This window comes from Mesorhizobium sp. M1348, from assembly GCF_040317925.1.
Classification (GTDB): Bacteria; Pseudomonadota; Alphaproteobacteria; order Rhizobiales; family Rhizobiaceae; genus Mesorhizobium.
This window is the reverse complement of record NZ_JAMYLH010000012.1, coordinates 35,276-47,636: the sequence shown is the minus strand read 5'-3', so window position 1 is coordinate 47,636 and position 12,361 is coordinate 35,276. Positions and strand designations below refer to the sequence as shown.

11 protein-coding genes and 3 pseudogenes are annotated in these 12,361 nt (G+C 59.4%); 1 reads left to right on the top strand and 13 read right to left on the bottom strand.

The genetic code is table 11. The features are described 5' to 3' along the window. Positions 1-9: 9 nt before the first annotated feature. From NKH13_RS20265 to NKH13_RS20240, 6 genes and pseudogenes are all read right to left on the bottom strand, one after another. Positions 10-936: an ArsR/SmtB family transcription factor gene (locus tag NKH13_RS20265; RefSeq protein WP_352914017.1), complete on the bottom strand. Its 927-nt coding sequence runs from the start codon at positions 934-936 to the stop codon at positions 10-12. A gap of 554 nt (positions 937-1,490) precedes the next feature. After that, positions 1,491-1,847: an alpha/beta hydrolase family protein gene (locus NKH13_RS20260; RefSeq protein ID WP_352914014.1), complete on the bottom strand. Its 357-nt coding sequence runs from the start codon at positions 1,845-1,847 to the stop codon at positions 1,491-1,493. Between the two features lie 332 nt (positions 1,848-2,179). Next, positions 2,180-2,596, bottom strand: coding sequence for a TPR end-of-group domain-containing protein (locus tag NKH13_RS20255; RefSeq protein WP_352914012.1), 417 nt, complete (start codon positions 2,594-2,596; stop codon positions 2,180-2,182). Positions 2,597-2,611: 15 nt separating this feature from the next. Beyond that, entirely contained in the window at positions 2,612-3,064 is a 453-nt protein-coding gene (locus NKH13_RS20250) for a YidB family protein (protein ID WP_502899311.1), read from the bottom strand. A gap of 354 nt (positions 3,065-3,418) precedes the next feature. Then, positions 3,419-4,278: pseudogene (locus NKH13_RS20245) on the bottom strand (MBL fold metallo-hydrolase). A 1,305-nt stretch (positions 4,279-5,583) separates the two neighbouring features. Next, positions 5,584-5,761: pseudogene (locus NKH13_RS20240) on the bottom strand (alpha/beta fold hydrolase); the annotation flags it as partial. 374 nt (positions 5,762-6,135) lie between these two features. Between NKH13_RS20240 and NKH13_RS20235 the strand changes: the two are divergent. After that, positions 6,136-6,774: a hypothetical protein gene (locus tag NKH13_RS20235; protein ID WP_352914010.1), complete on the top strand. Its 639-nt coding sequence runs from the start codon at positions 6,136-6,138 to the stop codon at positions 6,772-6,774. Positions 6,775-6,795: 21 nt separating this feature from the next. Here NKH13_RS20235 and NKH13_RS20230 read toward each other — a convergent pair whose 3' ends face one another. The 7 genes and pseudogenes from NKH13_RS20230 to NKH13_RS20200 form a co-directional block, all read right to left on the bottom strand. Continuing rightward, positions 6,796-7,614, bottom strand: a complete 819-nt coding sequence (locus NKH13_RS20230; protein ID WP_352914007.1) for a PHP domain-containing protein — start codon at positions 7,612-7,614, stop codon at positions 6,796-6,798. Positions 7,615-7,644: 30 nt separating this feature from the next. Further along, a pseudogene (locus NKH13_RS20225) lies at positions 7,645-7,725 on the bottom strand (hypothetical protein); the annotation flags it as partial. Between the two features lie 119 nt (positions 7,726-7,844). Beyond that, positions 7,845-8,468 carry a helix-hairpin-helix domain-containing protein gene (locus NKH13_RS20220; protein ID WP_352914006.1) on the bottom strand — a complete coding sequence of 208 codons (624 nt, stop codon included), beginning with the start codon at positions 8,466-8,468 and terminating at the stop codon, positions 7,845-7,847. Between the two features lie 95 nt (positions 8,469-8,563). After that, entirely contained in the window at positions 8,564-10,462 is a 1,899-nt protein-coding gene (gene ligD, locus NKH13_RS20215; protein WP_352914003.1) for a DNA ligase D, read from the bottom strand. 541 nt (positions 10,463-11,003) lie between these two features. Then, positions 11,004-11,216, bottom strand: a complete 213-nt coding sequence (locus tag NKH13_RS20210; protein ID WP_352618455.1) for a DUF982 domain-containing protein — start codon at positions 11,214-11,216, stop codon at positions 11,004-11,006. A gap of 35 nt (positions 11,217-11,251) precedes the next feature. Next, the gene (locus NKH13_RS20205) at positions 11,252-11,443 is read right to left on the bottom strand and encodes a DUF982 domain-containing protein (protein WP_352566856.1); all 192 of its coding nucleotides are present in this window, start codon (positions 11,441-11,443) and stop codon (positions 11,252-11,254) included. Positions 11,444-11,984: 541 nt separating this feature from the next. After that, a complete protein-coding gene (locus tag NKH13_RS20200) occupies positions 11,985-12,239 on the bottom strand; it encodes a DUF982 domain-containing protein (protein ID WP_352566828.1) in 255 nt (84 codons plus the stop codon). Positions 12,240-12,361 lie beyond the last annotated feature (122 nt).

Sequence of the window (12,361 nt, the reverse complement as noted above, 5' to 3'; positions counted from 1 at the left end):
CCAGTGGATTCACGCGGTTTTGATCCTGAGCAGGATGTCCTGATCGTAATTTCCAAAGCCCTTGCCGAAAATGTTGATCCCGCCGGGGCGCTCGGCGTCGTCCTTGACGCCGATACGGACGCGGATTGAATGATGGCTCTTCAGATCGAGTGCGGCGAGGCCGGTTTCGGAAATCCTGACGCCGTCGACATAGGTGCCGTCCTTGGCAATTCGCCAGGTCTTCAGCTTGCCGTATTGCGAGCCCTTGAGCTTCCACCAGGAGGGCGTGAAGACGCCGCGCTTGTCGCCGAAATCTCCCGGTGACGTCCATGTGCCGACATCGACGCCATTGATCGTCAGCGTGATGTCCGAGGGCCAATCGGCGCTGGTGCCCGGCACTTCCGAAGACAGCTCTAACGCAACTTCGAGTCCGGTGATCTCGGCATTGGCGAGCTTGGCATTGTTGGGGAACTGGTATTCGACAAAACCGCGCGTGAACCATAGCAGACCGGCTTTCATGCGGTCCGGATCAAGGAAAGTGTTCGGCACATCGAGCAGACCGATGATGCCGTCCGGCGAACAAAGGCCGCAGGGCGCGGTAACCTCGAAGCCGGTGTAAAGCCCGATCGGCATCGACACTTCGATCGCGTCGTTCTTGACCTTACGATACTCACCCTTGAACACGATGAGCACTTTTTCGGCGGTCGGATAGCAGATTTTCTGGTTGCCTTTCTTCGCTTTCAGGCTCTCGGTGCGGATCAGCCCCGCATCCTCCAGCACCTGGATATTGGTCGAGACGGTTGACTGCGGAAGCGACAGCTCGGCGGCGATTTCGTTGACATTCATCGGCCCCTTCTCATGCAGCAGTTTCAGCATCGAGATCCGCGCCGAGGAGGCAAGCCCCTTGAGCACGGCAATTCCTTCCTCAGGTTCGATCACCAGAAAATTGCGACTCATGAAATCGCCAGTCTATGCTCGTGACAGAGGTTATGGCTTCGCTCATTGCAACGGCGCTGACCGAAACGCCGAGCCGTTGATTTGGTTACATTAAGCCCTCGACCGTCAGTATGCATCGCAAGCCGTACCCGCAAGGATGGTGCGACATGTCTACATTTGTTCTCCGACCGCCAGCTCCTTGTAGTGCGGGGGTGCTTGTCAGTCCGTGGCCTCGATTTGCAGACGACTAGATGCTGGCAGCCACAAAGAGAGGCAGAAGCCGAACACGGAATTGGGGCCGTTCCCCTGGCCAAATCCCCAAGATACGGGACCTCGACGTCGATGTTAGCCGAACCGGCGCGGATGGATGCACAGGATGCGGTTCGCTGAAGTGCGTGCCGCCGTGAAGTAAATCATCGGATTCGCCACCCGATAGAGTCGGGACGGGGTTCTACCTATTGCTTTTGAGCATGATCTTTTCCGAAAATCGCGATTCCACTTCTTCGGGATCGCGCCAGTGCCGGCCTCCTTCATGCTGGCCGCGGCAGCGACCCTGTCCACCATGGCGAGAACAGCTAGCGGTGCGGTGCGGTGTGGTGGACCATGTGGCCGGCCTGCGGGATGATATCGACAAACGAACTAGGAATCTCCGATTGTAGTCTAAGAGCCTCGGCTTTCATATCGAACAACCGGTCGCCGGCCCCGGCAATAATGCCGGCAGGCAGCAACAGATCATTGTGGCGGGTGAAGCGGCCGCCGGCCAGCGCGTCGGCCAGCATCAATGCCGATTCGGCCGCGATCGACCGCAGCTGTGAGGGCCAGGCTGGCGATGTCCTTTGCCGACGAAGCAAACCCCACAGAGACGATGCCGGGGCGAAATACTTGCCCATGGCGAGCGGCCAGGTGAGCAGCACAAGCAGCGGCAGCAGCAAAATGTGCGGGAAAACACCACCGGCGACAGGCAAGGCCGGCAGCCCGCCAGTGCAAGGCCCAGGCGCGGCGGCAAGAACGGACCGATGAAGACTCCCGATCGAATCGTCGTCCGATCGAGCTCATCGACTCGCCCGCCTGCCATCGAACCCAAATCTCAGGCGCTGAGCGGCCGAGTAGCAGATGCGACTTCGCTGCTTCATGGCTCACACTCCATCTTTCAGACAGACTCGTGTGTTGCTGCGATCAGTTGAATCCGCCACCCAAACCGAACGCGGCTGCTAGGCAGGCCGAAGCTTGTGCAAGTACAGCTGTGCGTCACAAGCCAAGTGAACTAAGAAGCTGCACGAACCGCGGGTGATCGCGAATGGCGTCGAAATCGACTTCGTGACGGGATTCGTTCCAATAGGTTCTGACTCACGCTTCCTCCGACGGCTCTTTCCAGGTACCGCACCGCTTCCTCCACTTCCCCGAGCACGGAATACATGCAAGCGGCGTTGTACTGCGTCACGAAGTCGTCCGGATCGATCGCCAGCGCTCTGGCCAGCCAGGAACGCGCCTTCTTCCACTCACCGATATACGCGAGCGAGGGCGCCGCGATGCAGCGGTGCCGCATTTTCAGGATGGCGGCCAGTTGCGCGTTCGGCGCGCTCGAAACAGATCCTTGGTTCGCGAGCGGATGAAGGCGATCGCGCAGGAGCGTCCCCCGGTGTAGAGTTGCCACCCTGGATCTCGCCTTGGCCGGCTGCATTCCTGGCTGTGTCCCCTAGGATACATTGTCGAGCAGGGTCGACTTATCCAAGCCATGTGTCGGCTCAGGCGGCCATTCACCATTCGGCGTCATCTCGTTGACTGTCTCGGGTAGATCCCGCGCAATCCTTTTGATTAGCTCCTCGCGCGAAAGACCCGTCTGCATCGAAATGGACGTGAGTGTACCTTCGTCCATTGCCGCTTGGACGTCCCTTGGCTCAATCGGTTGGTTTGGCCCGCTGCCAACCCACGAGTCGACCTTCGATCCTGCCCCCACCTCCCTGAACCGGTCGAGGATCTCACCAAGGTCAGCCCTCGACACGCCATTCGTTATCTGAGCCAGAATTCTGCGTTGCGGGTCGTTTGGGTTAAGATACCCCGCTCCCGGAATCAATTCACAGAGCTTGTCGCGGTTTTGGTATGCCAGAACGCCAAGCATCGCGATCGCCAATCTTCCCAGATTTGCCATTTGGTCTCCTCCACGGTTTTGGCCGATGAGCGAATCAAAGCCAAGTCTTGGCGGATGCCGACGCGTGTGGACTCGAACAACTTATTGCCGGTCGGCTCGCGGGCGGAGAGGACGCGTCCTTCGGGTACTCGTTTTCCATCTGACGTCTTCTCCTGACGCAGAACTTCGGGGCGCTTGGCCGCAGTCGCCCTGCGCCGATCGAGCGACCCTAACCCGGCGCCTCCCGGGTTTGTTCCGCTTGTCAGAGTTTGTCGCGACGATGGAAAGCGCGACCCGACGGGTAACTCTACCGGGTCGAGAGACAGAGTCTGCCCAACTTGATCATACTTCAGAACGACGGCGGCTCAGTTAGCCTCAGCTACCTAGGACTGCCGCCGGCTCGCGCACGAATTTCAATTTCGGCGGGACGGCGAACACCCTGAACCGCTCAGCCAGGCTGTCAAGAGCTTGACGCATGCCCACTCCCGCAGCAGCCGCACCGTGTCCACTGATGACCATGTGCGGGTTCAGGGCAGCCAGGTGCTTCAGGGATCTTTCCGCCGCATCCCAGTCCGGCGTGAAGTAGCGCGGCGGACCGTGCATCTCAAGATCCTGAACGGCGACCTCATAGACTGACTCCTGACCGGTGGTGATGAAAGCGTCCCCTACGATCAGCGAGCGGTCCTCCTCGCGCCAGAGCGAGATATGCCCAGGAGCGTGCCCGGGTGTGTGTAGCCATCGCCATCCGGGCATTCCGGGGATCGATCCGTCGGCAGGTAGGAGTTCCAAACGGTTGCCAAGATCAATTGGCCCCCGTGGAAAAAGCGGCGAAAGCAGCGCCATCAGTCCACCCCCGACCCAGGGATCCGGTGGCGGATAGGACGCGGTTCCGTCCAGATAGGGGCGCTCGAGTGGATGCGCGATTCCCACCTATTCGCGAGGTCTAGAACCGTTCCCACATGGTCGAAATGGCCGTGGGTCAGGATGATCGCGGCCGGCCGTGCGTTCGTGCCAAACCGCTTTTCCGCGACCGCAAGAATGCTGCCGCGGGACGTCGGCAACCCGGTATCGATCAGCATCCAGTTCCGATCTCCGCTGCCCGGTGCGCCGAAGAACACGACATTGACGATTGCTAGGCGCAAATAGCCCAAGTCCGGTGCGATGCTCCAAGCGCCGTCGCCACGATCCTCGCGCCTGGCGTGGTCGATCTCGGAAAGTCGAATCTGAACGGTCATGTGATCCCGTGCCTCTCTTGTTGCTGAGCAGCCGCTCGAGTCGATCGGCGGCGGTGGTATATCGCCCCGAACTTGGCACGGCCCTCCTTGTTCCTCCTTCGCCACCCAGCTCCGGACAGTCCACCACAGGAACAAAGGCTCGACCAAATCGGTTCGGCATTACCCGGTCGCGCCAGGACGAGCTGGACTGAGCAACGAAGATGGCGCGCCCCATTGGATGCGGTATTTCGCCAACGCGGTTCCCGGTCCTAACAAGGCGGCCGAGTTCGAAGCCGACTGCTGAAAGAAGACTTCGAATGAGCGAAGTGGGGCGTATGGACGAGCACCAGGTGGAGGCTCCGGTTCCGCAAGCTTCGCCTATGACTGGTCAAGTTGGGCGCCAATGGTCAAGGCGGCCCGATCGGCAGGTGTCCAGGTTATCTGGGACATCTTCCATTACGGATCTCCAGACCATGTCGATCAGCGATCGCTGCATTTCATCGATGCCTATGCCTCGTTCGCGGCAGAAGCCGTGAGCGTACAGCGTTCGATCGCCGGAACACCGCCTCTGTTGTGTCCCATCAACTAGATCTCCTTTTTCGCATGGGCTGTTGAGGTCGGCTATTTCCCGCGTGGGGCCGAACAAACGTGGATGGTTCAAGCGGCATCTCGTGAAGGCTGCCATCGCGGGTGTTCGTGCAATGCGGGAGATCGACTCCGCCTGCAGATTTGTCTGGGCCGAGCCCCTTATCCAAATCGCTCCTCGTGACCGGACCCGCAGCGAACGGGGTCGGGCCGAAAACGCCCGTCAGGGGCAGTTCGAAGCTTACGACATGTTGCTGGGCCGCGTCGAACCTGAGTTGGGCGGGAGCGAAGATGTTGTCGATGTCGTGGGCCTGAATTTCTAGCCGCCCAATCAATGGTAAATAAACGGGCCGACGATATCGATGGGACACCATGAGTACCGCGCTTTGTCGGAAATGTTGCTCGAGGTTGCTCATCGGTACGGTAAGCCGATGTTCATTGCCGAGACCGGCTCAGAGGGATCCGGCGGGCCGGCTTGGCTCCACTATGTATGCCGCGACGAGGTGCGTGCCGCTATGGGTGTCGGAGCATCGATTCGAGGGTATTTGCCTGTACCCGATAACGGCCTACCCGGGCTGGGACAATTCGCGTCATGCAGAGGTGGGGTTATTTTCGGCCATCCACCCGAATGGCACACGCCGCCTCCGTCAGCCCGTCGCGGACGAACTGGTGCATCAGCAAGATCTGTTCACGGCAAACCGGACGCGCTGATTGTGTTGCGACACACCGCAAGGGCGAGCACCGAAAACCAGGGCAAATTACGGTGTATTCCTCAGCCAAAATCGGCGCCACGCGATGCCAAGTGGCATGGGTGCGAGGATGACCGTGCAGCATCAGGAAGCGGTGGCCCCTTCCACCAACCCGCACTCTGAGCGTCGCTTCCGGAAGTGATCTGCTCCAGCGAGAAACCTTCAAACATGCAACTCCCTCCATTCGCAACATTTGCCAAACGTGTAAACGGAGAGGCAGTTCAATGTCGACTTCCGCGGGATCTGAACTTGCCTTGTATTCCGCGAAGAGGTCGTGAGCCGAACGGCGGCTTTAACTGGTCCCTCGGCAATAACCGGACGGACAGCAAACGGCCCCCAAAAAGCCGCCAGGCGGCGACGCGCCTGATATCGCACTTCGAGATCAACTCTGCCGTTTCCTGTTAGCCGAAGTTGCAAACGGCCCCGCTCACAATCGTGGTTGCGCCTTTGGGCATCGTGGTTCAGACCGCTGGCGGATTAGAACTCATGTTGGCTTTGCGATCGGCTCATCGCTGCCGACTATCGGGGACCTATATAAAGGGGCATGTCCACGCGCCGTAAAATCAATGCAACAGCGAAGCTGATTGGAGAGTGGCCTTTGACCCCGGCTGCAACGTTTGGATCGTCCGTCAGAGCGAGGGGTATTTTTCTCGAAATACGCGCCCGCCTTCCAACGGAGTTCAGGAAATTGCTCAATATCGAGTCCCGCGTGCTTACCCTGCGCCTGTCTGAGGGCGCCGAGAACGATGTGCAGGTGGTATTCGGGATCGTATCCAAAGCACTGCAGAATATCGAAGACTTGCCCGTAATCCCTCGTGAAATCGAGGACATTCTGACGATCTCGACGGCCGAACGGCACCGCTGGTTGAAAGATGGTCGCTTGCAGAGCGCCGGGACGAAAACGGTGAAACTCCGCGGGCGGGCAAGGAACATCACCTTTCACGTGTTCGACCCTCAGCACGTGGAAGATGTGCTTGACCGCGACCTGGTTACGGTCTGGCGCGAACAGGACGCAGCGACAGCTGCAGAGAATAGGCGGCGAGCCGCTGGGAGGGCCGCTATGAAACGCGCTCAAAGAAGCGGTCGCGGAACTGCAGCTTCAGCTGGTTATGGGCCCCATGAGAACTCGCACTCCAGTTTGCGCGGCTGGGAAGATTTTGAGAATGACGGACTCCTGCGCTGATAGGGCGGGCGCACAAGCAGGTTAGGACGTTTGCCTGCGCAGTGCGAGATGCGCAAGGAGGGCCGTCAAACGCATCGCGTTCAGGACCCGCTTCGCAGGGACACCGCCCTTGCGCGCCATCTCGACACCCCAATGCATGTGATCGAGCTCGCGGATCGAATGAGCGTCCGGATTGATGCTGAAGATGCAGCCCTGATCGAGTGCCTTTTGATGCCAGCGCCAGTCGAGGTCGAGTCGCCACGGATGTGCGTTGATTTCGACGGCAACGCCGTATTTCGCACACGCTTTGAGGACCTTGTCGATGTCGAGATCATAACCGGGCCGGCGCAACAGCTGGCGACCGGTCATGTGCCCGATGATTGTCGTCCGAGGATTTCCGATCGCCTCAATGATACGCTCCGTCTGCTCTTTCTTCGGCAACTTGAAGCGGCTGTGCACGCTCGCGACGACGAAATCAAAGTGCTCCAAGATATGATTCGGGTAATCGAGCGAGCCATCCGCCAGGATGTCCGCTTCGATGCCCTTCAGTATGCGAAATTTTCCATTGTATGCCTTGTTCAGCCGGTCAGCTTCGCGGTGCTGTTCAGCAATCTCCTGCAACGAAAGGCCGCCTGCGTAGTGGGCGGACTGAGAATGATCTGCCACACCATAGTATTCGAAACCGCGCTTGCGCGTGGCTTCAGCCATTGCCCCAAGCGTTTCGTTGCCGTCGGATGCGGTCGTGTGAGAATGCAGGATGCCATGCAGATCTTCATCCCGAACGAGGGCGGGTAGCTTCTGCTTTGCCGCTCTCTCAATCTCGTCCCTGCCTTCGCGCAATTCAGGCTCGATAAACTGCAAGTCTAGAGCTTGGTAGATTTCTTGTTCTGTCGCTGACGCGATCAGCTTTCTCCCGCGATGAAGCCCGTCGGCGTTTAGGGTGAATCCCTTGTCGGCCGCGAACGTCTTCAGTTGCTCAAGGTGGTCTGCCGAACCGGTTGCTTCGAGCAGGTTCGCGCCAAAGTGCTTCCTGTCCGTGACAACAAGCCTGAGGGTCGTATCCTCGATTCCAGTCGACTTTCTGCCCTGCGCTACCAGGGCGAAGTCGGAAACGAGCTCGCAACCGCCCGGAAGTCACCTGCAATTTCGACGCGCGAAAACTCTGGATGCTGTTGCTTCACCGATATGATCGCATGTTCGAGAAGAGCGGCGGCCTTGTGCAGGTGAAGTTGCGTTTCGCCGCTTCGCACGATGGCCAGGTTCTGCAGGAGTTTTGTCTGAAGCGCGGCGCCGAGGCCTTCGACTGGGCGTATGCGGTCTTCTCTTGCTGCGGCCTCGAGCTCCGCCAGCGAATTCACGCCGAGCGCCTGATGAAGCTTCAGTATCTTATCGGGACGAAGCCCGGGTATGGCAAACAGCTCCATCACGCCCGCTGGAACATCCTCGCGCAGCCTCTCAAGGCTCGGGTGCGTGCCGGTTTGGTAAAGCTTGGTCACGATGTCTGCGATCGCGTCACCGATCCCCGGGATCCTGGTGAGGGCGCCGGCGGCGATGATCCGATCAAGCGGCTGCGACAGTGCCGTCAGACTGTCTGCCGCGCGCAAGTATGCCTTTATGCGATAGGGATTGTCGCCGCGCATAGACGCCCGTTGTGCGTATTCCCTCAAAAGACTGGCGACGGTCCTCGGATCGATTTTTGCTATGGCTTCAGCCAAACGAGGCCGATCTCCGCAGGTTCCAATCAGGCAAGGCCATGAGCGCCCCGTTGCCCTTTGAACCCCGGCTTTACTGCCTGTTCACGCGTCGGACGCTACAGATTGGGCAAGGATTGGTCAGCGCGACCCCATCCAGCCAGAGCTTTGGAGGCTGCGCGTTTCTTCAATTCAGGAGCATCGCCCACGTGGAAATGAGAGGGCGCATCTATTGTCTTCATCTCCGCCCACGTGATCGGTGCCGCGACAGGAGCGTCCGGACGTGATCTTGCGCTGTAGGGCATGATCGCGGTCGCCCCGCGCTGATTGCGTAGATAGTCCACAAAGATGCGACCCTTGCGGCGCGCCTTTGACAACACGGCCGTGAAATGGGCCGGATCGCTCCGGGCGACCGCCTGCGCCAGGCGAGACGCGAAGTCCTTCACCTCTGGCCACTCGGCGTCAGGGGTGAGCGGCGCGATGACGTGCACTCCTTTGCCTCCCGTCAGCATCGGGAAAGTCGTAAGCCCCAGCGATTTAAGGATAGCGCGGAACTGAAAGGCAGCGGCGCGGACGGCCTCAAAATCGAGGCCTTCATCGGGGTCGAGGTCGAACACGAGGCGGTCGGCCTTTTCGACATCCTCGATCCGAGCCCCCCATCCATGCAGCTCGATCGTTCCCATCTGGACGCAAGTCATCAGTCCGTCGGCATCGTCGACATAGAGATATGGTTCCTCGTGCCCGTCCTTCTCCGTGATGCCGACGTGGTGGACTTTGTCGCCAAAGCTGCCGGCGTCGTGTTTTTGGAAGAAGCACTTCTTCCCGCGGCCCTGTGGGCATCGAACCAGACTGATCGGCCGGCTGCCAACCCAAGGAAGCATGATCGCCGCGACCGCTGCGTAATGGTCGGCGAGCTGTCCCTTGGTGATGTTGGACTCCGGATAGATGACGCGGTCACGGTTACTTATCGCGATGGCGGTTGTCGCAGACGCGGCGAGATCGGCTGCATGACGTTCCGTCTCGAGCACGACCGCCTCCGGCTTCTTGTCTTCGCGGAGACCAAGATAGCTCGGATGTCGTAACGTCCCTTCATTTGTCATTTCGGTGAAGGCAATCTCAGCGACCAGTTTCGGACGGAGCCAGTGTGCGCCGCGCACTTCGGCGCGCGGTGCGTCGACGGTCGCGGCCTTCTGCTCAAGCGGCGCCATGACCTTCAAGAGACGAAGAAGTTCAGCGGTATCGAAGCCGGTGCCGACTTTCCCGGCGTAACGCAGCTTGCCGCCGTCATGAACGCCAAGGATCAAGGACCGAAACGCGCGGACCTTGTCGGACGGCGTCCAGCCGACAATCACAAATTCCTGCCGCCTGATGCATTTGATCTTCAGCCAGCTTGCGCCGCGGGCCGCCACATAACTCGAATCCGCGAGTTTTGAGATGACGCCCTCAAGGCCGGCTGCGCAGAAGCGATCGAGCAGCTCTTCTCCGCGGCCGAGGATATGGTCGGAGTAACGAAGGACCGGATTTTTCGCAGGCAAGATCGCCTCCAGCTTCGCCTTGCGCTCAAGAAGAGGAAGCCTTGTCAGATCTTCGCCGTCGAGCTGCAGCAGATCGAACGCATAAAAGTCGATAGTCGCCGGGGCACCCTTCAATGCATTCTGAAGCGCCTGGAAGTTAGATCTTCCTTCCGCATCGACAACCACGGCCTCGCCGTCGATCAAGGCGGAGCGCACCTTGAGCTCGCGAGCCTCGGAGAGGATCGAGGGAAAACGGCTAGACCAGTCCAGACCAGATCGTGTGTAGGCTCGCGCCTCGCCACCGCCGACGGCAACGAGAATACGATAGCCGTCGTATTTCATCTCATGGATCCAACGATCGCCGGCAGGGACCGTGTCCACGAGCGTTGCGAGCTGGAGCGGCCGGAAAGCAGGCGGCGCTAAAGTGACCTCGTCACGAGCGGGCGACTTCGCTCGACTAGCGCTCGACCCATCGATTGCCTTATGCGACGTTGGCTTGACCACTCTGACCTAAACCATACTCAGAGACGAAATAGCGTTATCCGCCGTCCAACGCGCGACTACTTCTTTAGTTTCGCTGCAGGGCGTATTGAGCTTTTCGCGATCATTGCCGACCCGCTTGATTAGCGCCTCGGCCTGAGGCTGTGCTTCCTACCTCCGGCCCTTCCATTTCCCGATTTGCGCGCACAGCTCACTGGCAATAATCAAGAGCAGGAACGTGCCCTCAAATGCCGCCACAGGATATCCGCTTTCTGCCATCGGCTTTAGAAGCCCGAGATTTCCGGTTCCGGTCCCCTGTGCGTACGGTTTTGATCTTCTCGTCGAACCCCATGTTTCAATTGATGACTACTCGACGTGCCCCATTGACGCCAACTACCTCGCCCAGAGCAGCTCCGATGCCAGTTTCAAGAAGTGCAAAATGGCCCATGAATGCGCCAACCAGAGTGAATGCTCTCGTATCCGGGTCTATTTCGAGCAGCGCGGACTTGGTCAGCATTAGACAGCCTAACGGGTCCTTCCCAACATAGCCATGGGCACCGGCCTGCTACTCACGGAGCACCCCCTCCTCCTTGGCAGCAGCCTCGAAAGCCTGACGGACCTCTTCCGGAGTCACACGGTCCTGAAGGGCGTCGGCGCACAGTTGCACAGCCTTCCTCCACTTAGGTCCCATCTTGGTCCACTTCATGAGTTCCTCGGCGGCACCCTCGACGTTGTTGCTCCCGTAGCTGACCCCAGGTCGGTCGGTCCTGACGTACACAGGAGGGGAGAACCAATGGGTTGCCACGACAACTGCTACTCAGGGGAGAGATACATCTTGGCCTCCTTGGCGGCAGCCTCAAAGGCCTTTCGTATTATGTGGGGGTCAATCGAATCGCCCTCCAAGGCTGACAGGCAGAGGGTCACCGCCTTATGCCAGTGAGGCCCTCGCCGGGTCCACATCTTGAGCTGCTCAAGGGCTTCCTTCGCATTGTTGCAGCGTTGCAGCCATGCCTGACACCGGTTTCAGTCTTCACGAACACCGGAGCGACGAACCAGATGGGCGCCATGATACCTCCTACTCAGGGGAGAGATACACGTTGGCCTCCTTGGCAGCCGCCTCAAAGCTTCACGCACCTCATGGGGGACATCCTGCCCTCGAACGCGTCGACGCAGGATTGGACCGCCTTCGTCCACCTCGGGCCCTTTGTGTCCCATGCCAGGAGTTCCTCGGCGGCTCCCTCGACGTGGCTGACCCCATTGCGAATGCCCGGACGTTTCGTCTTCACGTAGACCGGGGGAGCGAACCAGAGGGGACCCATAAGAGGGAACTTAGAGCGGCAAGAGCCCGCCGACCAACCCCGCTTTAGCTGCAGCTAAGGGAACGATGTAGGCCCTCGCGGGTTTAGAGGCGGCAGCGGGATTACTTCGTGGATGTGCAGCCGCTGTGGGGGGGTCCGTCGCCTCTCATCTCCATGCTTGGCGGCGGGCTCCTTTCGCGAAGGCGGTTTCAGTCTGAGACACCTAGAACCTTATACCGCAATCCAATTTAGCTGGTTGTCATTGGGGGGAGTAATGTCCCCTCCTCTTTTGCCGCAGCCAGGAATGCCTTGCGGGCCTCCTCAGCTTCCATCTCGTCGAAAATCACGGTCATGCAAACGCGCACCGCGAGGTCCCAGCAAGGGCCACGCTTGGTCCACTTCATCAGCTCCTCGCCGGCTGCCTCGGCGTTGTTGACGTTGCGGATGATCCCGAGACGCTCGGTCTTGACCGGGACCGGAGGGTTGAACCAGTGGAGAGCCATACGTCACTCTTTGTCGGCCCTATCAAGTTCCTCCAGCAATTACCTTTGCTCAGCCGGCAGTTCCCGTTCTACAGGCAGATTTAGCACGTTGCGAAGGTAATTGCGGATTACCTCTAACTGTT